Origin of the sequence: uncultured Mesonia sp., assembly GCA_947499595.1 — a bacterium.
GTDB lineage: Bacteria > Bacteroidota > Bacteroidia > Flavobacteriales > Flavobacteriaceae > Mesonia > Mesonia sediminis.
Genome location: CANMOY010000005.1, coordinates 23,427 through 47,509, shown reverse-complemented (window position 1 = coordinate 47,509; position 24,083 = coordinate 23,427). Strand labels below are relative to the sequence as shown.

The 24,083-nt window shown below is 40.0% G+C and carries 17 protein-coding genes; 8 read left to right on the top strand and 9 right to left on the bottom strand.

From position 1 onward, the window contains the following. Positions 1 to 58: 58 nt before the first annotated feature. Positions 59 to 1,984, bottom strand: a complete 1,926-nt coding sequence (locus ACH2AZ_RS07320) for a polysaccharide biosynthesis protein (protein ID WP_394907304.1) — start codon at positions 1,982 to 1,984, stop codon at positions 59 to 61. 247 nt (positions 1,985 to 2,231) lie between these two features. Between ACH2AZ_RS07320 and ACH2AZ_RS07315 the strand changes: the two genes are divergently transcribed. Both ACH2AZ_RS07315 and ACH2AZ_RS07310 read left to right on the top strand, forming a co-directional pair. Further along, positions 2,232 to 2,999 (top strand): polysaccharide biosynthesis/export family protein, encoded by a 768-nt coding sequence (locus tag ACH2AZ_RS07315; RefSeq protein ID WP_394907303.1) that lies wholly within the window; start codon positions 2,232 to 2,234, stop codon positions 2,997 to 2,999. A gap of 1 nt (position 3,000) precedes the next feature. Next, on the top strand, positions 3,001 to 5,388 hold the full coding sequence (locus tag ACH2AZ_RS07310; RefSeq protein ID WP_394907302.1) for a GumC family protein: 2,388 nt from the start codon (positions 3,001 to 3,003) through the stop codon (positions 5,386 to 5,388). Between the two features lie 344 nt (positions 5,389 to 5,732). On the opposite strand, the gene groL is transcribed toward ACH2AZ_RS07310, so the two are convergent. The 7 genes from groL to miaB all read right to left on the bottom strand — a co-directional run bounded on the left by groL (position 5,733) and on the right by miaB (position 12,373). Beyond that, entirely contained in the window at positions 5,733 to 7,373 is a 1,641-nt protein-coding gene (gene groL / locus ACH2AZ_RS07305) for a chaperonin GroEL (protein WP_379048091.1), read from the bottom strand. Positions 7,374 to 7,423: 50 nt separating this feature from the next. Continuing rightward, complete coding sequence (gene groES / locus ACH2AZ_RS07300; protein ID WP_379048094.1) at positions 7,424 to 7,699, bottom strand: co-chaperone GroES; 276 nt, start codon at positions 7,697 to 7,699, stop codon at positions 7,424 to 7,426. A gap of 136 nt (positions 7,700 to 7,835) precedes the next feature. Continuing rightward, positions 7,836 to 8,189: a preprotein translocase subunit SecG gene (gene secG, locus ACH2AZ_RS07295; RefSeq protein ID WP_394907301.1), complete on the bottom strand. Its 354-nt coding sequence runs from the start codon at positions 8,187 to 8,189 to the stop codon at positions 7,836 to 7,838. Between the two features lie 2 nt (positions 8,190 to 8,191). Next, positions 8,192 to 9,043 carry a hypothetical protein gene (locus ACH2AZ_RS07290; protein WP_394907300.1) on the bottom strand — a complete coding sequence of 284 codons (852 nt, stop codon included), beginning with the start codon at positions 9,041 to 9,043 and terminating at the stop codon, positions 8,192 to 8,194. Positions 9,044 to 9,049: 6 nt separating this feature from the next. Further along, positions 9,050 to 9,556, bottom strand: coding sequence for an LptE family protein (locus tag ACH2AZ_RS07285; RefSeq protein ID WP_379048833.1), 507 nt, complete (start codon positions 9,554 to 9,556; stop codon positions 9,050 to 9,052). A gap of 2 nt (positions 9,557 to 9,558) precedes the next feature. Beyond that, complete coding sequence (locus ACH2AZ_RS07280; protein WP_394907299.1) at positions 9,559 to 10,833, bottom strand: sigma-54 interaction domain-containing protein; 1,275 nt, start codon at positions 10,831 to 10,833, stop codon at positions 9,559 to 9,561. A gap of 94 nt (positions 10,834 to 10,927) precedes the next feature. After that, positions 10,928 to 12,373, bottom strand: coding sequence for a tRNA (N6-isopentenyl adenosine(37)-C2)-methylthiotransferase MiaB (gene miaB / locus ACH2AZ_RS07275; protein WP_394907298.1), 1,446 nt, complete (start codon positions 12,371 to 12,373; stop codon positions 10,928 to 10,930). Positions 12,374 to 12,635: 262 nt separating this feature from the next. Between miaB and topA the strand changes: the two genes are divergently transcribed. From topA to gldN, 6 genes are all read left to right on the top strand, one after another. After that, complete coding sequence (topA, locus tag ACH2AZ_RS07270; RefSeq protein WP_394907297.1) at positions 12,636 to 15,191, top strand: type I DNA topoisomerase; 2,556 nt, start codon at positions 12,636 to 12,638, stop codon at positions 15,189 to 15,191. A gap of 15 nt (positions 15,192 to 15,206) precedes the next feature. Continuing rightward, positions 15,207 to 16,367, top strand: coding sequence for a formimidoylglutamase (locus tag ACH2AZ_RS07265; protein WP_394907296.1), 1,161 nt, complete (start codon positions 15,207 to 15,209; stop codon positions 16,365 to 16,367). Positions 16,368 to 16,478: 111 nt separating this feature from the next. Next, a complete protein-coding gene (gldK, locus tag ACH2AZ_RS07260; RefSeq protein WP_379048120.1) occupies positions 16,479 to 17,858 on the top strand; it encodes a gliding motility lipoprotein GldK in 1,380 nt (459 codons plus the stop codon). A 62-nt stretch (positions 17,859 to 17,920) separates the two neighbouring features. Beyond that, positions 17,921 to 18,568, top strand: a complete 648-nt coding sequence (gene gldL, locus ACH2AZ_RS07255; protein WP_379048123.1) for a gliding motility protein GldL — start codon at positions 17,921 to 17,923, stop codon at positions 18,566 to 18,568. 37 nt (positions 18,569 to 18,605) lie between these two features. Further along, a complete protein-coding gene (gene gldM / locus ACH2AZ_RS07250) occupies positions 18,606 to 20,162 on the top strand; it encodes a gliding motility protein GldM (RefSeq protein ID WP_394907295.1) in 1,557 nt (518 codons plus the stop codon). Positions 20,163 to 20,181: 19 nt separating this feature from the next. Next, positions 20,182 to 21,081, top strand: coding sequence for a gliding motility protein GldN (gldN, locus tag ACH2AZ_RS07245; protein WP_394907294.1), 900 nt, complete (start codon positions 20,182 to 20,184; stop codon positions 21,079 to 21,081). Positions 21,082 to 22,931: 1,850 nt separating this feature from the next. On the opposite strand, the gene ACH2AZ_RS07240 is transcribed toward gldN, so the two are convergent. Beyond that, the gene (locus tag ACH2AZ_RS07240; RefSeq protein ID WP_394907293.1) at positions 22,932 to 23,165 is read right to left on the bottom strand and encodes a hypothetical protein; all 234 of its coding nucleotides are present in this window, start codon (positions 23,163 to 23,165) and stop codon (positions 22,932 to 22,934) included. Between the last annotated feature and the right edge of the window lie 918 nt (positions 23,166 to 24,083).

Genomic DNA, 24,083 nt, shown 5'->3' with positions numbered 1-24,083 from the left:
ATAAGCCAAGGCTTAGGCCTAATACGCTAGGCGTGCTTAAATAGAATAAAAAATACTTTTAACTGGCTTGTTGTTTTTTGTTCAGCTGCTCTTCTTGTTGATGGCATTCATATTCGGGTACCAAGCTTTTAAGCGTTGTAAATGCAAGGTGAATATCATTAGAAATAATATGCTGACTAAATTTTTGTAGCATTACTCCACTGGTTTTGTTAAAATAATTGGTGTCTTCGGCAATGAGTATTTTCTCGTGGTGTGTGGGCAATGTAGTTTCTTTATCAGCAAGCAATTCTTCGTAAAGTTTTTCTCCTGGTCTTAATCCGGTATAGGTGATGGCGATATCTTCATTGGGCACCAATCCGCTTAAGCGAATCATTTGCTTGGCTAGGTTGATAATTTTAATGGGTTTTCCCATATCAAATACATAGATCTCTCCGCCATTACCCATAGCTCCAGCTTCCAACACCAATTGACATGCTTCATCAATCGTCATAAAGTAACGGGTGATTTCAGGATGGGTGACCGTTACGGGGCCACCGGCGGCTATTTGTTTTTTAAAGTGTGGTATTACCGAACCGTTTGAACCTAATACATTACCAAATCGGGTAATAATAAAGGTGGTTTGTTTTTGTTTTTTGGCTTGCGCCTGAATATAAATTTCGGCCGATCGTTTTGAAGCACCCATAATATTGGTAGGGTTAACCGCCTTGTCTGTACTTACAAATACAAAACGCTCTACTTGGTATTCGCCAGCTAAATTGGCTAAATTGCAAGTGCCGCAGAAATTTACCGAAAGCGCTTCAATAGGATTGTTTTCCATCATGGGTACGTGCTTATAGGCTGCCCCATGAAAAACCACTTGAGGTTTGTATTGTGAAAAAACTTCGGCTAATCGGGCTTGATTGCGCACATTGGCAATCACCTGACTAAAACTGAGTTGTGGGTGATTTTTTTTAAGTTCTAAAGAAATTTCATGCAAAGGGGTCTCAGCTTGATCTAACAGAACAATGTGTCCTGGGTTAAACGGAATGAGCTGTCGCACAATTTCACTACCAATAGAACCGGCCGCTCCTGTTACTAAAATTGTTTTTCCAGTATAGCGTTCTTTGAGTTTGGGATTGTTGATTTTAATAGGATTACGCTGCAGTAAATCTTCTATTTTTACTTCCTTTAAGTTTTTAAAATCTACACGGTCTTCTAGATTCTGTGGCGGTGCTATTTTGTAAATGGTCAATTGCAATTCGAGCAATTCATCTACCAAATGCGGACGACGCAGCTGCAGTTTTTTCAGCTTTTCTTCGGTAATAATTAAAGCAGAAGCTTCTTTTGAAATCTGCTTCAATTCAGCTAGACTGTAAATGGGGAGGTTATGAATGCGATTGACCAAGGCACCTTTTCCCGAATGAATGAATCCCGCAATACGAAAATGCTCAGAGTGGTCTGATAATAAACCCTCGGTGGTGGTTAAGGTTTTTAAATCGGTACCGTATATGAAGGCTTTGACGCTATTCTTTTTGCTTGGATATATGCTTTTATATACTTGCTTTACCAATACGCGAAAGAAAAACAATAGAGAAAAACTGATAAACCCGTAAACGATTACCCCTGCATCTAAAATGAGTTTTTGAGCGTCATAATAGTAATAAATACGGTTGATGATCAAAATGGTAAATACCGCTAATGCCGTTACTTTTAATTGGGTGATGACATCGCGAAAGCTAGAAAAACGAACCAATCCAAAATAGGACTTTAGTAAGATAAAGCTAAGTATTTGAACTCCTAGCATCACCGCTAACTCCCAAGATAAAACAAATCGAACTTGGGTATTGCCTTGAACGCTGTTGATTAGAAAGAACGAGCATTCTAATGCGATGAAAGCCAATAGGCTGTCAATAAATAAAATGTACCGCCTGGGCACATAATTTTGCACTAGAGGTTTTAACAGCCGTAGCAGCTTGATTTTTATTTTGGGTAAAAGTGTTCTCATATAAAGAGGGCGTTGCTAAGGAAAAGCACTTTTTGTTTCTTATGTATGGCTAAAATTTGTTTATCCTTCAAAAAAAAACAAGCTAACCTGCTCGTTTTCTTAGGTTAATCGAATTGATTTATGGGACAAAAATAGGTTTAATCTTGATGAAAATACAAATAATACTAAAAGTTTTTATAAATTGAGCGTTTGTAAATAATAAGTGCTCTTAATTTTATAGTAGCAAAACTTAATTATCTTTGCACGCATGAAGAAATTACTACTACTCTTTGTTGGGGTTCTCTGCTTGACCGCTTGTACCAGTAAAAAGGACATCTTATATATGCAGAATATAGACCAGCATACACCTGCGCAAACCTTGGATTTATATACCGAAAAATACATCCAAGTAAACGATATTTTAAAGATCGATGTAACCGCTTTAAACGAAGAAAGTTTAACCCCTTTTAAGTTTAAGAAAACTCAAGCTATGGGCGCAACCAATTTAAACGGTCCGGCCGTATTGCTAGAGGGTTATTTGGTGAATAAAGATGGAGCCATTGATTACCCCGGTTTAGGGAATATTCAGGCAGCTGGTCTCACCACCCAAGAACTTAAAGAGGTGATTGAGTTGCGTTTGCAAAAATTTGTGCGAGATGCACAGGTGAAGGTACGCTTGGTTAACTTTAAGTTCACCGTTTTAGGTGAGGTTAAAGCTCCAGGGACTTACAGTATTACCGATGAAAACATCAGTATTCCACAAGCATTAGGGATGGCGGGTGACTTAACCATCCAAGCCGATCGTAACCATATTTTATTGGTCCGCGAAATCAATGGCGAGCGTGTGCATCAACGCATCGACTTAACTCAAACCGATTGGATGAACTCGCCTTATTACTTCCTAAAACAAAACGACATTCTTTATGTTACCCCAAATACCGCCAAAGTAAAATCGGCTGGTATAGTAGGTAATTTAGGAACCCTGCTTTCTGTGTTTTCAATTCTCTTAAGTTCAGCGGTATTAATATTTAGATAAGATGAAAGAACCTCAAGCTTTTCAAGAAAATCAAGCTACAGATCCGAATCTGGAAAACGGTGAAGATATCAAGGCGATTATTTTTCAATACTTGCGTTACTGGCCTTGGTTCCTGGCCAGCGTGTTAGTCTTTGTAATTGGGGCTTTCATTTATTTGCGGTATTCAACTAGTATTTACCAAACTACGGCCAAGGTTAAAGTACTCGATGAAAACGATGATGGTGGGCTCGACCTTTCCGGACTTTCGGGCTCGCGTACCTTGTTTAATATGACCAAGGTAAATCTCGAAAATGAAATGCAAATTTTTAAATCGAGACGTATTCTAGAGCAAGTGGTTAAAAGTCTTGATCTTAATACCACTTACCAATCCAAAGGAACCATCAAGTCTTTTCTGGTTTTTGGTCCAGATGCACCTTTTCACGTTAATTGGATTCCCGATAGTACTCAGCAGGAGGTAGGTAACTCCCCAAGCATACAATTAGCGAGCCTAGGGAATAATGAGTTTAAGCTGAGTGCAGAATCTATAGGCGAACAAAAGGGGCGCTTTGGTGATACCCTCCAGTACGGCGATTTCACTTTGTTAATCACTGATAAGCGCGTAGGAGAAGATCCCAAACCCATTGCCAACATGTCTTTTTGGCACACGGCGATGAACCATAAAGTAAAAAACCTAGCCCAGCAAATCAGTATAGAGCCAGTAGGCGATAAGAGTCACGTATTGCAACTAGGCATCAAAGGCGCTAATCAAGAGTTGAATAAAGCCATATTAGATCGGCTAATTCAAGTATTCAATCAAGATGGTATAGAAGACAAGCGCTTGGTTTCAAAACGTACTCAGGATTTTGTTGAACGGCGTTTGGTGTTTTTAGAAGGAGAGTTAGATACAGTTGAGTCGGGTCTGGTAAATTTCAAACGCGATAATAATGTGGTAACCGTAGAGTCTAGTGCCGAGCAATTATTTGGTAAAGAAGCTGGGGCCGAACAAAAACGTTACGAGATGGAAACCCAGTTGCTGGTAGCGCGTGATTTCCAAGAAACACTGCAAAATCAGTCGGCTTTTGATTTATTACCTGCCAATATTGGAATAGACAATGAAAATGTAAATGCGCTTACCCAGCAGTACAACAGTTTGGTGACCGAGCGCCAACGCTATTTGGTTTCAGGAACCGAAGAAAACCCTATGGTGGTTAACTTAAACCAGCAAATCAATCAGTTGCGTGGCAATCTAAACGGAAGTGTAAATGCTTATATCCGTTCGCTAGAAACCGCTTTGCGCAGCATTAGGCAACGTGAAAGCGTTTCGGCTGGGCAGCTAGGGAGTATTCCTGAGAAAGAGAAACAAATCAGAGACATCACCCGTCAGCGTGAAATTAAAGAAAGACTTTACTTGTTTTTATTACAGCGTAGAGAAGAGGCGGCCTTGAGTTATGCTATTACTTCGCCGGTGATTAAGGTAGTAGATTGGGCATATACTCAACCCCAACCGGTAGCGCCTAAAAAGCAAATTATTTTGTTGGGGGCATTGGTGTTAGGACTCTTATTGCCTTTTGGTATTTTATACGTTTTGTTTTTATTGGATACCAAAATTCACCATAAAAACCAAGTGAAGCGCTTGTTACCACAAATACCAATTGTAGGTGAAGTGCCTACTTTGTTAAAAACCGCTGACCGACTCATTCAAAAGAACGATCATAGTGTGTTGGCTGAAGCTTTTAGGATTTTAAGAACCAATTTAAACTTCTTTGTGGAGCGGGAGCAGGAAGGCGGTAAAGTAGTGTTTACCACCTCGACCACTAAAGGAGAAGGGAAGACCTTTGTGGCGATTAATTTAGCCATTTCAATGGCCTCTACAGGTAAAAAGGTGTTGTTGCTGGGTTGTGATTTACGGAATCCGCAGTTGCATGCCTATATCAATTTGAAGAAAAACCTGGCCGGTACAACCGATTATTTATACCGCAAAGATATTAGTTTAGCAGAATTGGTTCAGAAAAATGCTTTTGAACATGCCAACTTAGATTTGGTGTTGTCTGGAGAGATTCCACCAAACCCGGCTGAACTATTGCTTAACGGGCGTTTTGAAAGTCTGTTAGACGAAGCCAGGCAAAAGTATGACTATATCGTAGTAGACACCGCACCTACCATTTTAGTTACCGATACTTTATTGATAGCCGAACATGCCGATGCTACCTTGTATATGATCCGTGCCAATTATACCGATAGTAAATTGATTCAACATATAGAGGAATTAAAACGCAATGATAAAATTAAGAATATGGGTCTGGTACTTAACGATGTAAAAGCCGATGGAGCCTATGGTTATAATTACGGCTACGGTTATGGTTACCACGCCGAAGAAGTGGCCAAAAAGAAAAAGTGGGGCTTGTTTTAATTTCCTTAATCCTACCAAGTATACTTTAAATTCCCCTCACAAGGGGAATTTTTTTTTGCCTATGATTTTGAACCTGCATTTATATCTAAATAAAGTTTAACTGATTTACCTAGTTTATTGAAGAAGAGTTAAACGATTTAACCACGGCACACCCAAAAGAAGTGCATCAATTGCTCGATTACTGCGGATTAAGGATAGAAAAGCTGCCACTTTCTTGCATTATATTGGTCAGATTCGTTTTGGTACAAGGTTAAAATTATATTAGGCTCAAAAGGTCGAGGCATAAAAAAAACAGCCCGTCGAAAGACGAGCTGTTTTGAGTATTATAAGATATGATAATTGGTTTACATCATACCGGGCATTCCTCCGCCCATACCTTGTGGCATTCCGCCTCCAGCGTTATCCTCTTCTGGGATATCGATTAAAGCGCACTCGGTAGTTAAGATCATACCGCTTACAGAAGCTGCATTCTCTAAAGCAATACGAGTAACTTTTTTAGGGTCAATGATACCAGCTTCTAGCATATCTACATACTCTTCGGTTTTGGCATCATATCCAAAGTTATCTTTACCTTCAAGCACTTTGTTGATCACTACAGAACCTTCTCCTCCTGCGTTTTCTACGATGGTTCTAAGCGGTGCTTCAATAGCACGGTTTACAATTTGTACTCCCGTAGTTTCATCTAAGCTAATGGTTTCTAGGTTAGCCAATACGGTTTTAGCGCGTACTAAGGCAACTCCACCTCCAGCAACAATTCCTTCTTCTACGGCTGCGCGAGTAGCATGTAAAGCATCGTCTACACGGTCTTTCTTTTCTTTCATTTCAACTTCAGAGGCTGCACCTACATAAAGTACGGCTACACCACCAGCAAGTTTAGCAAGACGCTCTTGTAACTTCTCACGATCGTAGTCTGAAGTAGTAGTTTCTATCTGAGATTTAATTTGGTTTACGCGGTTTTTGATCATTTCATCATCACCGGCACCATTTACAATCGTTGTGTTGTCTTTATCGATGCTCACTTTTTCTGCTGTACCCAATTGATCGATACTTGCATTCTCAAGAGTGAATCCGCGTTCTTCAGAGATTACAGTTCCTCCAGTTAAGATTGCGATATCCTCTAGCATAGCTTTTCTACGGTCTCCAAAACCTGGTGCTTTAACCGCTGCGATTTTTAAAGATCCTCTTAATTTGTTTACTACCAAAGTAGCTAAAGCTTCACCGTCTACATCTTCAGCAATGATTAATAGAGGCTTACCAGTTTGTGCTACTGGCTCTAGTACAGGCATTAAATCTTTCATAGTAGATATTTTTTTATCTACAATCAAGATATAAGGGTTCTCTAAATCGGTAGTCATTTTTTCGCTATTGGTCACAAAGTAAGGCGACAAGTACCCGCGATCAAATTGCATTCCTTCTACAACATCTACGTAAGTATCGGTACCCTTAGCTTCTTCAACGGTAATAACTCCTTCTTTTCCTACTTTGGCAAAAGCCTGAGCGATTAATTCACCAATCACTTCGTCGTTATTGGCAGAGATAGAAGCCACTTGTTTGATTTGCTCAGAAGAGCTTCCTACTTCTTTGGTTTGTTCAGCTAGGTCTTTGGTAATGGCTTCAACGGCCTTATCGATACCGCGTTTTAAATCCATCGGATTTGCACCTGCAGCTACGTTTTTTAAACCTTCTTTTACAATTGCCTGCGCCAATACGGTTGCCGTTGTGGTACCGTCACCGGCTAAATCATTGGTTTTAGAAGCAACTTCTTTCACCATCTGAGCGCCCATATTTTCAAGCGCATTTTCCAATTCGATTTCTTTAGCTACAGAAACACCATCTTTGGTTACTACAGGAGCACCAAAAGATTTTGAAATAATAACGTTTCTACCTTTTGGACCTAAAGTTACTTTTACTGCATTGGCCAATGCATCTACACCGCGCTTAATACCATCGCGTGCTTCAATATCAAATTTTATATCTTTTGCCATAATTCTTTTTTTTTAATTGTTTCAATACAAGTTTTAAAGAGGTGAACAGATTAGAGTATTCCTAAAATTTCAGTCTCACGCATAATTAAATAATCCTTACCGTCAAGCTTTAATTCGGTTCCAGAAAACTTTCCGTAAAGAACCATATCGCCTTCTGCAACGGTCATATCATGTTCTTTGGTTCCCTTTCCTACAGCGATTACTTTTCCTTGCTGTGGTTTCTCTTTTGCAGAGTCAGGAATGTAAATACCAGAAGCGGTTTTCGTTTCGGCAGCTACGGGCTCTATCACCACGCGGTCTGCTAAGGGTTTAAATGTTAATGCCATATGTATTTGTTTTAATGTTATTAATTTCTGCTCAGCATTATTCCCAAAAGTATGCCAGTCTAATAAGGGCAAAAAAAAATGCCATCTTGTCATTTTTAAGTGACAGATGGCATTGGTAAACTTTATAAAGTAAGGCTTAGTTCTGCTCGCCTGTGGTGTTTTCTGTAGTTGGTGTAGTCGGGTTAGGAACAGGAGCTTCAATTGGAGTAGCTTCTTGATCGCCGCCTATGATTCTAGATTCTTCGGCACTTCCTGTACCCATAATGGTTACGTTAGAAAGTAAGATAAGCACCAATAAAACCGTAGCTAATGTCCACGTACTCTTATCTAAAAAATCAGTGGTTTTCTTAACACCACCCATTTGCTGGCCGCCACCGCCTCCAAAAGAAGAAGAAAGTCCGCCTCCCTTAGGGTTTTGTACCATAATAACAACTACCAATAAAAAGGCTACGATAACGATTAAAACTAAAAATATTCCAAATGTGCTCATATCTAATGTTTTTCTTGTAATTTTTCGATTGCTCGAATCTGGTCTGCAAATAAACTACTTTTTTCGGGATTTTTCAAAATTAATATTTTAAAAGCTTGAATTGCTTTAGAATAATTTTTTTGTTCCAAGTAAACTCGCGCCAAAGTTTCAGTCATTAAGTCCGTATTTAAAGGGGTAGTCTGCAGGCCTTCGGGCTTTCCTACCGGTTCTTTAGACGGAATTATTTTTGGGTTACTCGCAATAAATTTATCGATCAATTCAAATTTCTTAGGAGGTACAGTCGATGATTCGCTGCTGGCTGACACTTCTGCTTTGGCAGCAGCTCTATCAATAGGTTGAGCTTGAGTGAGTTTCAACCACTCGCTAAAGCTATGGGTCTCTTGGCGGTCAAAAGTTAGTGGGCGTCCGCTTTCCAATACATCTTCTGTAACAGGAGCTTGGTTTTGATCTGCGGCGTTTGAGTCCTCCAGCTCGCTTGCTTTAGGCTCTTCTGCCTTCTCGGGTTGAAATAGATCGGGATCAAATACCTTGCTGGCTTCTTCGGGGGCTAGCGATAAATCTGATTCCAGTTCTTCGCTTAAGCGGATTTTGATCTGTCGCGCCTTTTCCAATTGCTTAAAAACCGGTGAGGTGATATAGTCGAATAAAACACCTCGGTCTTCGGTATAAGCTGCTGTGACTTTTAAAGCATGGTTATAGCTAAAACTATTTTCCTTTTTAAGAGCCTTTAGGTACAAAGCACGTGCAGCTTGAAAATAAGGGTATTCTTCCAATAGCTCGGCATATTGACTAGAAGGGAGACTATCGGTAGTTTCTTTTTCTAATTGTGCATTAAAAGTAGCCTTATCTATCATTTTCGATTACCAATTGGTTAAGGAGGCATTAAACACATCTTGAGTAAGCCTTAAAAAGATTTCATCGAGTGCGGTATCCAAGGTGCTTCCTACCAATTGTTGGTTGGCAGGATAATCCCAATAGAAAGAGAATTGCTTTTCAAAATCTTTCTCTGGGTCTAAGTTATTATAAAAACGTACGTTAACCGCAATGGTCAGTCGGTTTTCGGCAGCGGTATTGCTACTGGTAGCCGTCATCGGTGCAATATAATATTGTGTGATTTCTCCTTCATATACCAAATCTCCTCCCGTATTGGTTAAACTCAAGCTGGTTTGGTTTTGAATACGGTCTTGTAGCGCATTGGTAAAACTTCGTTCTATTCCAGGCTCTACCAAACTGGCAGTGTTTTGGAATAAATTTACCTGAAAGCTTTCGGCATCTCCGGTATCGGCACCCGTAAAACTATAAATACCACAGGCTTGCAAAGTCAACAGACTTGCACATACCAAACAAAGCTTTAAAAATTTCTGCATCATTACAATTTATATTGTTTTATTTTGCGGTACAAGGTGCGTTCGCTAATGCCTAATTCTTCAGCCGCAGCTTTGCGCTTACCGTCATGACGTTCGAGCGACTTTCTAATCAGTTCGATTTCTTTTTCTTGTAAAGACAGGGTTTCCTCTTCTTCAATCTCTTCGGCAAAATCATAAGGATCGGGTGCTGTATTTACCGGTTCTGTCGGAGTTTTGTTGCTTTCATTTCCCAATTGCAATATCTCCATCTGCTCATCAAACTCTTCCTCGTAAGCTTCTTGCTCTTTGCTTTGACCGTATATTTTATTGATAAGCCCTTCGTGCTCATCTTTTAAATCGGCGCTATTACCGCTCTGCATGAGTTCTAAGGTAAGCTTTTTTAAGTCGTTTAAATCGCTCTTCATATCAAACAAGATTTTATATAAAATCTCTCGTTCGTTACTAAAGTCGCTTTCGCTTTTTTTGTTTTCTACCACGGCAGGAAGGTTGCTTCCTGCTTGAGGTAAGTATTCTGCCAAGGTTTGCGCATCGATGCTTCGGTTTTGTTCTAATACCGATATTTGTTCGGCTACATTGCGCAACTGACGTATATTTCCGCTCCAGCGATATTTGACTAAAGTATTTACAGCAGCCTCATCTAAGCGTATGCTGGGCATTTTATATTTTAAAGCAAAATCGGAAGCGAATTTTCTAAACAATAAATGAATATCGCCTTTTCTTTCCCTCAAAGGGGGAAGGTGAATCTCAATCGTGCTCAAACGATAATACAGGTCTTCCCGAAACTTTTCTTTTTTAATGGCTTCAAACATATTCACATTGGTTGCTGCTACAATGCGTACATTGGTTTTTTGCACCTTAGAAGAACCCACTTTAATGAATTCACCATTTTCGAGTACGCGCAATAAGCGCACCTGGGTGGTCAAAGGCAATTCGCCTACTTCGTCTAAAAAGATGGTCCCGCCGTCGGCTTCTTCAAAATAACCGCTACGGGTTTGGGTTGCCCCTGTAAAGGCACCCTTCTCGTGACCAAATAGCTCACTGTCAATTGTTCCTTCGGGTATGGCTCCACAGTTTACGGCGATATACTTACCGTGTTTACGATGAGAAAGCGAGTGTATGATTTTTGGAATACTCTCTTTACCTACACCGCTTTCACCGGTTACCAATACCGAAATATCGGTAGGAGCTACCTGCATAGCCTTTTCTATAGCTCGGTTGAGCCCGGCATCGTTGCCGATTATTTCAAAACGCTGTTTGGTTGCTTGTAATGATTCCATTTTTTAAGGTATTAAATCGGTGGTAAAAACCGCCAATAAGATAGGCCTTTGAGGCAAAATTGAATAAGGTACTCGGCAGGCGAGTACCCGATTTTTAATTGTTGTCAGAATATCCAACTGGGGTTCCTAATAAGGTGGCACTGGTACAATCTTCAATCTTTACCTTTACAAAGTCGCCTACTTTATAATTATCTTTAGGAAAAACCACCATAGTGTTTTGGGTGTTTCTACCACTCCAATGTAAGTCAGATTTTTTAGACTCCTTTTCGATAAGCACTTCTTCTATCTTACCCAAATGTTGTTGGGTACGGTGCAACGAATGTTCGCGTTGCAACTCGATGATTTCTTGAAGTCTTCGTTTTTTTACTGGCTCGGGTACATCATCTTCCATCTTTCTACCTGCCATCGTTCCGGGGCGCTCCGAGTAAGCAAACATAAAACCAAAATCGTATTTCACATATTCCATCAGCGAAAGCGTATCTTGATGATCTTCTTCGGTTTCAGTTGGGAATCCCGCAATCATATCCTGAGAAATCGCACAATCGGGTATGATTTTTCTAATATTATCAATCAAAGTAAAATACTCTTCGCGTGTATGCAAACGGTTCATCTTTTTCAAAATACGATCGCTACCGCTTTGTACGGGCAGGTGAATGTACTTACAAATATTTTGGTGTTTAGCCATGGTCTCAATAACATCTAAAGTCATATCCTGCGGATTAGAGGTAGAAAAGCGGATACGCATCTTAGGCTGAGCCTTCGCTACCTGATCTAATAATCCGGCAAAGTTTACGGCTGTAGCCTTTTGCATTTCACTGGCTTTGTCAAAATCTTTTTTTAGACCACCACCATACCACAAATAACTATCTACATTCTGGCCTAGTAAAGTGATTTCTTTAAAACCGCGTGCCGCTAGGTCGTTTACCTCTTCGAGTATACTTTGAGGGTCACGGCTACGTTCTCTACCACGGGTAAAAGGCACCACACAGAAGGTACACATATTATCACAACCACGGGTAATCGATACAAAAGCAGAAACCCCGTTGCTTTGCAAGCGCACCGGTGAAACATCGGCATAGGTTTCTTCTTTGCTTAAAATTACATTTACGGCATTGCGGCCGGCCTCCACTTCTTCAATGAGGTTGGGTAGGTCTTTATAGGCATCTGGACCTACCACCAGGTCTACTATTTTTTCTTCTTCTAAGAATTTGCTCTTTAAGCGCTCGGCCATACAACCTAAAACCCCTACTTTCATACTGGGATTATGACGTTTTACCGCGTTGTATTTTTCAAGACGTTTGCGCACGGTTTGCTCTGCTTTCTCTCGAATCGAGCAGGTGTTCACCAATACCAAATCGGCATCTTCTAATTTATCGGTGGTGTTAAAACCTTCTTTGGCTAAGATGGAAGCTACAATCTCACTATCGCTAAAATTCATCTGGCAACCGTAACTTTCAATAAAAAGTTTTCGGCTGTTATCTTTGTTGGGCTCCATAACCAAGGCGCTGCCTTGCTGGGTTTCGTCGATCACCTTCTCCATATTCTATGCTATTAATCAAATTTGAACGCCAAAGATACGGGTAAATTCATTTACTGACAAACTGGCAGCAATAAATAAAATGCAATTCCACCATCCTCCAGTCAAATTCAAGTAAGCGCTTTTATTTCTTTTTGAGGCCGAAAAGCTTTGTGATAAGGCGTATGAGACTGGTTTCTATTTCGCTTTAAGCGGACTAAAAATCGGTAAAGAAAAAAGAAATCAAAAATTTCTCCTACTTTTGCAAATACAAATAAACGAAAGCATGGCGAAAAATTTAGTAATAGTAGAGTCACCAGCGAAGGCCAAAACCATTGAAAAGTTTTTGGGTAAAGACTATAAAGTAGCTTCTAGTTTCGGGCATATTGCCGATTTGCCTACCAAAGAATTGGGGGTAGATGTAGAAAAAGACTTCAAGCCCAAATATGTGGTTAACAAAGATAAGAAAGATGTGGTGCGCAACTTGAAAAAACTAGCCGAGGCTTCAGAAACCGTTTGGCTCGCAAGTGATGAAGACCGCGAAGGAGAGGCTATTGCTTGGCACCTGGCAGAGGAATTGGATTTAAAGCCGAGTAAGACCAAGCGTATTGTTTTTCACGAAATTACTAAAAATGCTATTCTCAAAGCTATAGAGAACCCTAGAGAAATCGATTACAACCTGGTGAATGCCCAACAAGCAAGAAGGGTGCTCGATCGGTTAGTGGGCTATGAGCTCTCGCCTGTATTGTGGCGCAAGGTAAAGGGAGGACTTTCGGCCGGACGTGTGCAATCGGTTTCGGTACGTTTGATCGTAGAACGCGAACGCGAAATCATCGATTTCAAAACCAAAGCCAGTTACCGTATCGATGCGGAATTCGCAACCCTAGAAGGCAAAAGCTTTAAAGCCAAAATCCCGAAAAACTTTGACACCAAGGAAGAGGCCGAGGCCTTTTTAAAACAAAATATCGGCGCTGAGTATGTGGTAGCCGACCTCACTAAAAAGCCTGCCAAGAAAAAACCAGCACCGCCATTTACCACTTCTACCTTGCAGCAGGAAGCCGCGCGTAAATTGTATTTTTCGGTGAGTAAAACCATGAATATGGCGCAGCGTTTATACGAAGCCGGACATATTACTTATATGAGAACCGATAGCGTAAACCTGTCTGATGAGGCTAAAAAAGGGGCTGCAAAAGAGATTCAAAGCGCCTACGGTAAAGAATATTTAGAACCGCGTAATTATAAAGGTAAAGCCAAAGGTGCTCAAGAGGCGCACGAGGCGATAAGACCTACGCATTTTGAAAACCATAGCGTACCGGCAGAAAGAGACCAACAACGTTTATACGAACTCATTTGGAAACGTGCCATTGCCTCGCAAATGAGCGATGCTAAATTGGAGCGTACTGTGGTGAAAATCGATGCCGATAAGCACGATAAGCAATTTACGGCGAATGGTGAGATCTTGATATTTGACGGATTCTTAAAAGTTTATTTAGAGGGAACCGATGATGAAGAAGAAGAGCAAGCAGGTCTTTTACCAGCGATGAAGGTAAACGATGAACTCGAAAATAACTACATCAGCGCAACAGAAAGATTTACCCGCCCACCCGCCCGCTATACCGAGGCTTCATTGGTTAAAAAACTAGAAGAATTGGGTATTGGTAGACCTTCAACTTATGCGCCCACCATATCGACTATCCAAAACCGAAAGTATATTGAGAAGGGAAGTATAGAGGGTAGAGAACGTGCCTATGCCAAGCTGGTGCTGAAAAAAGACAAGTACAGCGAAAAAAGCCTAACCGAAATGGTAGGATCAGATAAAGGTAAGCTTATCCCTACCGATGTAGGTATGGTGGTGAACGACTTTTTAGTACAGCACTTTAGTAATATTTTAGATTATAATTTCACCGCTAAAGTAGAGCAGGATTTTGATGATATTGCCGAAGGTAATGAGAAGTGGACGGAGATGATGCAGGCTTTTTATCAGGAGTTTCATCCTACCGTAAAAGATGTAGCCGAAAATGCCGAACGCGAAGTAGGAGAACGCGTACTGGGTAAAGACCCCAAAACGGGTAAACCTGTAAGTGCTCGATTAGGAAGATTCGGACCCATGGTGCAAATCGGTTCGGTTGAAGATGAGGAGAAACCGCAATTTGCAAGCCTAGGACCCGATCAGACCTTAAACAGTATTACCTTTGAAGAGGCTATGGCCTTGTTTGAGTTGCCTAAGAAATTGGGTGAATACCAAGAAGAAGCGGTTGAGGTGAATAACGGTCGCTACGGTCCGTATGTGCGTTATGGGAAAAAGTTTGTTTCGCTAGACAAAGGCGAAGATCCGCTAGATGTGACGTTTGAACGTGCGATGGAATTGATCAAGGCTAAAGAAAAAGCCGATGCGCCTATTTATACTTATGAGGGTAAAGACGTGCAAAAAGGAGTAGGTCGTTTTGGTCCGTATATCAAATGGAACAATATTTTTATCAATGTAAATAAGAAATACGATTTCGATAACCTGAGTGAATCCGATATTATCGAGCTAATCGAAGACAAAAAGAAAAAAGAACGCGATAAGCTGATTCACCACTGGGAAGAAGAAGGAATAAAGGTAGAGAAAGCCAGATGGGGTCGTTTTAAACTAAGCCAAGGAAAGACCAAAGTAGAATTACCTAAAACCACCGATGCCGAAAACCTTACTTTAGAAGAAGTGAAGGCGATGCTTGAGAAGGCAGGTGGAAAGAAAAAGACTACAAAAAAGAAGGCTCCAGCTAAAAAGAAAACCGCTACCAAAAAGAAAACTACGGCCAAGAAAAAAACGACGACAAAGAAGACGACCAAAAAATCTTAAGCCGATTAATAATTTATGAATACATCATTTTTTACTCCCTTGCCCGAAACTTTTTTTGAAACCTTAGATTTGGGCGAGGGGAGTATAGGCTTGCAAATACAGGCCTATCGGGAGGCTGGCGCTTTTCCCGATTTAGAAAATGTGCAAGTGGCTATTTTGGGTGTAAAAGATTCGCGCACTACACAAGCGCAAAACCCAGATTTTGAAAACTGGGAAGCCATCCGTAAAGCTTTTTACCATATGCACCGTGGCAATTGGCCCCTACAACTAGCCGATTTGGGTAATATTCGAGCCGGTGCCACACCCCAAGATACCTATTTTGCCTTGCGAGAATGTTTAGCGCATTGCCTAGAACAAAACACCATTCTTTTGATATTAGGCGGTAGCCAAGATTTGGCCTATGCCCAATACCGAGCTTATGACAACCATGGGCAAATGGTGCATTATGTGAATGTAGATGCAAAATTCGACTTGGGTGATACCGCCGCCCCTATTGGGCCCTATTCTTATGTAGGAAAGATGGTGGTTGAAGAGCCTTTCAACTTGTATCATTATTCCAATATAGGTTACCAAACCTTTTACAATGCACAAGAGGAGATCAACTTGCTAGAGAAGCTTTATTTTGATACCTATCGCTTAGGAGAGGTCTGTAAACAAATCGAGCGAGTAGAGCCGGTATTTAGAAACGCAAGTATGGCTAGTATCGATGTAAATGCCATCGAGCCCGCTCATTTGGCAGCGCCCAATATGACGGCCAACGGCTTTAACGGTCGGGAGATTTGCGCCATTGCCCGCTACGCTGGTTTGGGAGATCAAGTTTCGAGTATGGGGCTTTACCATTTAGACGATTTGCCCAATTGCCAAGCGGCCAATACCCTTGTAGCCCAAATTATGTGGTATTTTATCGAAGGGGTGGTGTACCGAAAGGATGAAAATTCACCCAGCGCTAAAAAAGATTTTATCAAGTACCAAGTCCCGGTAGATACCGATGTTTTAACGTTTTATAAGAGTCAGCTTACCGGTAGATGGTGGCTTGAGGTACCAATTGCAAAAAAAATTAACAATAAATTAGAAAATACGACGTTATTGCCATGTACTTATGAAGACTATGAGAGCGCTTGCAACCAAAAATTACCAGCCATTTGGTGGAAAGCAAGAATAAAAAACGAGTTATAGTCAGCAATTTGTCACCAATTTTAACTTTTTTTTAAATAAAAAATTGTTTTTTTGGAAATTATTAAATAGGTTTACGCCCTTAAAATTAGATTATCTTAACCTGATATAGTTATGAAGAAAGTTTTTTCAGTTCTTGCTTTAGTTTCATTCTTAGCCAGCTGTGGCGGAGGAGACAAAGGTCAATTAGTTGGAGTAAAAGGAAAGCAGTGGCATGCAGAGAAGCCCTACGGAATGACACTGGTACCCGGTGGTTCATTCATTATGGGTAAATCTGACGATGATGTGGCTGGCTTGAACAATGCCCCAACCAAAACGGTTACCGTTCGATCCTTTTATATGGACGAAACCGAAATTACGAACTCAGAATACCGTGAATTTGTACATTGGGTAAGAGATTCGATCATCAGACAACGACTTGCCGAGGAGGCAGAGCTAGCCGGCGGTGGCGGCGGTGGCCAAGGTGGTAAAACCGCGAGTATTGCCGATTTCGCCTTTAAAGGTTCGGCAAATGCCAACAATAAAAAAGGAGGTCAGGCACAAGAAACGCCTTACCAGCAGTATTCAAAACACTACGACCCTAATAACCAGCGTTTGAACTGGGATGTAGATATCATCTGGAAAACCGATGAGTATCCAGACGAGTCTTACGTTTATGTAATGGACGAAATGTACTTGCCTCAAGACCAGTCGTACAACGGCGAGCGTCTTATGGATGTAACTAAATTCAAATACAGCTATAAAACTATGGATATGGATGCTGCGGCCCGTTCTCGTGGCGACCGTTCCAACTTCATTCAAACCGAAGAAGTTGAGGTGTATCCAGATACCACAGTATGGATCCGTGACTTTAGCTACTCGTATAACGAGCCTATGCATAACGATTATTTCTGGCACGCGGCTTATGATGAGTATCCAGTAGTGGGTGTTTCTTGGAAACAAGCCAAAGCATTTTGTGACTGGAGAACTTTAAAGCATAATGCTTACCGTAAAGAAAAAGGTTTGCATAACGTGAATACCTATAGATTGCCAATTGAATCGGAGTGGGAATATGCTGCTCGAGGCGGAATTGAATCGGCTACTTACCCTTGGGGTGGGCCGTATGCAAAAGACGATCGCGGATGCTTCTTGGCAAACTTCAAGCCTTTGCGTGGAGATTATGCAGCAGACCAGGCGCTATATACCGTAGAAGCCAAGTCATTTGAGCCAAACGATTTTAACTTATACAATATGGCCGGTAACGTGGCCGAGTGGGTAAACTCATCTTACTCAGACGATTCATACGACTACTACTCGTCGATGAACCCGAACGTAAACGATAAAAACAACAAGCGTAAAGTAGTACGCGGAGGTTCTTGGAAAGATGTAGCCTATTTCCTACAAGTAAGCTCGAGAGATTACGAGTATGCAGATTCGGCAAGAAGTTATATCGGTTTCAGAACAGTACAAGATTATTTAGGTAATGATTTAGACTTGAATCAGCCACCGAGATAAGAACAAACAAACAACAAACTCAATTTTAATTAAACTTAACTTAAACAACTAAAATTTAAATTATGGCAAAGTCAAAAAAAGGAAAGAAAATCATGAATATGGTTTATGGTCTAGGAGCAGCGGTAGTAATCTTAGGAGCACTATTTAAAATTATGCACTGGCCTTTTGGAAACGAGATGTTAATCCTTGGTCTTGTAGTAGAGGCATTAGTATTCGCTATTTCAGCTTTCGAACCAGTAGATGATGAATTAGATTGGTCTTTGGTTTACCCAGAATTGGCAGGAGGTGCTTCTTCAGGTTCTAAGCGAAATACCTTAGTAGAAGATCCTAAAGATGCGCAAGGTGCACTTTCTAAGAAATTAGACGATATGTTGAAAGAAGCTAAGATAGATGGAGCTTTAATGGCAAGCTTAGGAGAAAGCATTAAAAACTTCGAAGGTGCGGCAAAAAATATGGCTCCAACAGTAGACGCTATTGCTTCGCAAAAGAAATACAGCGAAGAAATGACCTTAGCGGCATCTCAAATGGAATCTTTAAACAACCTTTACAAAGTACAATTAGAATCTACTAGCAAGCAAGCCGAAGTAAACCAAGCGGTAGCAGATAACGCGGTGAAGTTAAAGTCTGAAATGGAAAGCTTAACTAGCAACCTATCAAACTTAAACAATGTTTACGGAGGAATGTTAACGGCAATGCGTCCTAACGCCTAAGTCCAAATTGAATTATTAATATTTACAAAATTTAACTATGGCAGGAGGAAAACAAACCCCAAGGCAGAAGATGATTAACTTGATGTATTTGGTTTTCATCGCAATGATGGCCCTAAATATGTCAAAAGAAGTATTGTCTGCTTTTGGTTCAATCAATGAAAGCTTTAATGAGGCCAATACAGCGGCTACCGCTCGTAATGCCAACTTTATGGCCGGTCTAGCCGAAAAAGCTTCAGAACAACCTAAACAATACAAGCCTTTACAAGAAAAAGCGGCTAAAATTAGCGCAGCTTCATCAGACTTGTATAACTTCATCGGTGAATTAAAAGCCGGTGCATTAGAAGGAGTAAAAGATCCTAAAGATTACGAAACTATGGACAAAACAGCTTATTTCGATGAGTTGTTCTGGAAAGGTGGAAAACTACAACCTAAAGGGGAGGAGTTGATGAATAAAATCATCGCTTATCGCCAAACGGTTATAGGAGAATTAGGAGAAGGTTATGACGATATCAAAAAAGATGTTGCCGATAAATTCTCAACCGGTGGTGACGATAATAAAGTGGCTACACGTGACGGAATTAAGAAGCACTGGGTAAACTACCACTATGTTGGTTTCCCATTAATCGCATCGGTAACTAAATTAACTAAGATTCAAGCGGATATTAAAACTACAGAAAGCCAAGTATTATCGGCTATGTTGCAAGGTCAAATGACTTCGCAATTATCGATGAGTAATTACGAGGCAATTGTGGTACCCGAGAAAACAGCATTCTTCAGTGGAGAGAGCTTTAAAGGTAAAGTAGTATTGGGTCGTTTTGATAACTCACTTACTTTTGATAAAGTAGTAATCAACAACAAAGAATTAGAAAACCAAACCGGTCAGGTAGAATTAGAATTCCCAGCCGGAAATGTAGGGCAGCAAGAAATCAAAGGAGAGTTGCAGTTTAAAGAAGGAGATTCGATTGTAAGCATTCCTGTAAAGAGCGCTTATACCGTAATTCCTGAACCTAACTCAGCTGTGATTTCAGCCGATAAGATGAACGTGGTTTACCGTGGAGTTAAAAACCCAATGACCATCTCTATTCCTGGTGTACCACAGGTAAATGCTCAAGCACCTGGTTTATCTCCAGCAAGCGGAGCTGGAGCTTATGTGATGGATGTAACCAACGTAAAAGCAAGAGAGGTTAAAATTAACGTGTCTGGAACTTTACCAGGAGGTAAATCAGTATCTTCTAGCAAGGTTTTCCGTATCAAAGAAATTCCACGTCCATTAGGAGTTATCGGAGCTAAAGATGGTGGTAATGGTGCTATTCGTATGAGTAAGCGTGCGGTTGAAGTATCACCGATCGCAGCCAAATTACCAGACTTTGATTTCGACTTGAATTTAAATGTATCTGGATTTAAATTCCAGGTAATGGGTAAACCAGTAGTACAAGTTAACGGTAACCGTTTAAATGCCGCTGCAAAAGCAGCCTTGAACTCGGCAAAAAGAGGTTCGGTAGTTCAGATTTTTGATATCCAGGCTAAAGTAGCCGGTAACTCGAAGTATAAATTACAACGAGTAAATCCATTAATTATAGAACTACAAGATTAATATTAAATTAAAAACGTATATGAAGAAGAGTTGTTTATTTATGTTAGCTGCACTAGGATTTAGCTTTGCGAGTTTTGCGCAGCTGAACATCCTAAATGCAGAATCACCAGAAGAGATCGGGAAGAAAAGTCAGGCTCAAGTGCAGAATGATGCCAACCAGGAACCTTTAGACTACGGTTATGTAGACGATAGAGATATCTTGTGGGCAAAAACAACTTGGGAATACATAGATTTGAATCAGCGAGTGAACTTCCCTTTGCTTTATCCTTTAGATAAGACCAGCCAAGGAAGAAAATCTTTGTTTGAGGTGATTATCGACGCGGTGAAAACCGACCAGGTAACCATGTATATGGATTCTTACTTTCATCAGAAATATCCGATGGACCAGTTGGAGACCAACTTGTCTGTAAAGGTATTGAACGATGCGGGTATCGCAGCCGAAAATGCAGGAGAGCCTTTAGAAGAGTGGCATTACTCAATGGCCGAAATCAAGCCAGCTGATGTTCACGCTTATAAGATTAGAGGATACTGGTATTTCGATAAAAGACAAGGCGAGTTAAAATACCGCTTGTTGGCTATCGCTCCAGTGGTAATCTCTGCTCAAAACAAATTGCAGCAGCAGGAGAATCCAGATTTAGAGGTGGTACCCGTAGAATTGTTCTGGGTATACTATCCCGAAATCAGAAAGCAGTTGCATAGCAATTATGTATTCAATGCTAAAAACACAGCACACCCGCTTACCTTTGATCATTTGTTAAACTCAAGACGTTTCGACGCCATGGTTTACAAAGAAGATAACGTTTATGGTGACCGTGAAGTAGATGAGTACATTGCAGACAATACCTTGATGCAGTTGCTAGAATCAAATCGTATCAAAGAGTCTATACGTAACTTTGAATCGGATATGTGGAATTACTAATCCGTTTCTAAAATAAAAAAAAGCATCCGCCAACGCGGATGCTTTTTTTTTGATACGTACTTAAGTCTTTAAATTGTTTTGAAACCACGCCTTGTCATCATTTGAGTTTTGGATTTTTGGGCGATAGAACTAAAATGCGAAGTATCGAGATCCCGAATTCTCGGGACTCTCAAAAGGTAGCACTAGGTACTTAGTAGTTTAATACCTGCCTTGTCACACCAAGTGGGGGTTTTTGGCGAGAGCCATAAGAACGTGTATCGAGAGCTAGTCGAAAAGTAGTGAGTTTATTTACTTTTTCAAAACCTACATCTTAACAATTCATCAATCTTTCTATGTCCTAATTTTCATTTTCTTTACTTGTATAAAGAAAACGAAACAAAAGAAAGTACACTTTTTCTGAGGTATTTTTCAGCTTTGCTGAAAACCACTTGTATTTCGCTAAATTGGCTCCAAGGCTTCACCAATTCTTTACGCAAAACACAAGTTATACTGAAGAAAAAGATTGCAAAGCTCTGCTTTGGAACGCTTTTGAATTAGGCTGCTGGTGGGTAAAATAATTCTAAAACCTGCCTTGTCAGCTCGAGTGCGATTTTATGGCGAGAGCCATAAGAACGTGTATCGAGAGCTAGTCGAAAAGTAGCGAGTTTATTTTCTTTTTCCAAACCTACATGATAACAATTCATAAATAATACTATGTCCTAATTTTCATTTTCTTTACTTGTATAAAGAAAACGAAACAAAAGAAAGTACACTTTTTCTGAGGTATTTTTCAGGCAAGCTGAAAACCACTTGTATTTTGCTAAATTGGCTCCAAGGCTTCACCAATTCTTTACGCAAAACACAAGTTATACTGAAGAAAAAGATTGCAAAGCTCTGCTTTGAAACGTTTTTTGACGTGGGCTGCTGGTGTGTAAAATAACTCTAAAACCTGCCTTGTCACACTGAGTGCGGGTTTTTGACGATAGGCAAACACCCGTGTATCGAAGTGCAGTCGAAAAGTAGTGAGTTTATTTACTTTTTCAAAACCTACATCTTAACAATTCATCAATCTTTCTATGTCCTAATTTTCATTTTCTTTACGGTGTATTCCTCTCGCTGCGCTCGTCGGATACAGGAGAAAACGAAACAAAAGAAAGTACACTTTTTCTGAGGTATTTTTCAGCTTTGCTGAAAACCACTTGTATTTCGCTAAATTGGCTCCAAGGCTTCACCAATTCTTCACGCAAAACACAAGTTATACTGAAGAAAAAGATTGCAAAGCGCTGCTTTGAAACGCTTTTTGAATTGGGCTGTTGGTGTGTAAAATAATTCCAAAACACGCCCTGTCAGTTCGAGTTTCGCTTTTTTGGGGTAAACCAAAAATGCGAAGTATCGAGAACAAGTCGAAAAGTAGCGAATTTATTTTTAATTAAAAACCCGAATAGTTTCAGAAATAGCGAGTGACAAGCGGAAGTGCTTTTCGCGATAGCGAAAAAGAGCATGCAGCGAAAAGGAACGAGAGATGCTTAAAGTTGAACACCTTCAGCTTTAAGCAATTTCCTCAACTATTCTTGATTTTTTGGTTCGTTTTTGATCAAGCAAAAATGAACAGAAAGAATTTGTAGCTTTTGGTTTGAAGTTGGATTTTGATTGGAAACGAGGTGTTAATTTTTTTGTTGATTTAGGAATTGAAAATGTAAGCAATTGATTGAAATGGGGTAAGGAGAACGCGATGCAATCGCGCACCAGCGAGGGGGATAGTGTGATCTAATTTTGCGGCAAATTTTCTTAGTTCTCTCTCAGTCCAATTCGCTTCAAGATATTCTATGGTTGCTTTAAGTTCAGAAATGGCGTGATCGGTCCATAGAATTTTATAACCACTTTTCATATATATCTTTCACCTTATGGTGAGAAGTTAATTTTGCATTGTCTGCATCTTGAATTCCTTTTTCAATAGAATTTTTTTCAGCAGCAGAAATTTCATTCCACCAATCGGTTTTTTCTTTATCCCTTATTTTCATTAGTTGATCAATCAAAGACTTGTCGTTTAATGTGGACAACCATTGAATCAATTCAATTTTTTTATTTTCTAAACTTAAATCCATAATATCAAAGTTACGAATTAAATCCTATTCTTTAATTTTTATATTATTTTTTACTGTTGCAATGCTTTCCCTACGTTCCCGCACGATTGCCGCCTGTGGTCTTCTACCTATTAGCAGGTTGATAAAAAAATACTATTTTTAAAATAGGAGCCGTAATTACAAGTTCGAGATGCAGAAGGGCTTTATTTTGTGAGTTTTAGTTTTATACTTGAATGATGAAGTGAAGATTTAGGCATTGATTGCAATGTGGTTAAGAAAACGCGATGCAATTGCGCACTAGCAAGGGACTAAAACAACCGATATTTACTTGATCTAACTTGTTTTCAATAGTTACACCCTAACAATTCATTGAAAATACTATGTCCTAATTTTCATTTTCTTTACTTGTATAAAGAAAACGAAACAAAAGAAAGTACACTTTTTCTGAGGTATTTTTCAGGCAAGCTGAAAACCACTTGTATTTTGCTAAATTGGTTCCAAGGCTTCACCAATTCTTCACGCAAAACACAAGTTATACTGAAGAAAAAGATTGCAAAGCTCTGCTTTGAAACGCTTTTTTACGTGGGCTGCTGGTGTATAAAATAACTCTAAAACCCACCTTGTCAGTTCGAGTTTCGCATTTTTGGTGGTAAACCAAAAATGCGAAGTATCGAGAACAAGTCGAAAAGTAGCGAATTTATTCATTGTTTCATAACCTACTTTCTTACAATTCATCAATCTTTCTATGTTCTAATTTTCATTTTCTTTACTTATATAAAGAAAACGAAACAAAAGAAAGTACACTTTTTCTGAGGTATTTTTCAGGCAAGCTGAAAACCACTTGTATTTCGCTAAATTGGCTCCAAGGCTTCGCCAATTCTTCACGCAAAACACAAGTTATACTGAAGAAAAAGATTGCAAAGCGCTGCTTTGAAACGC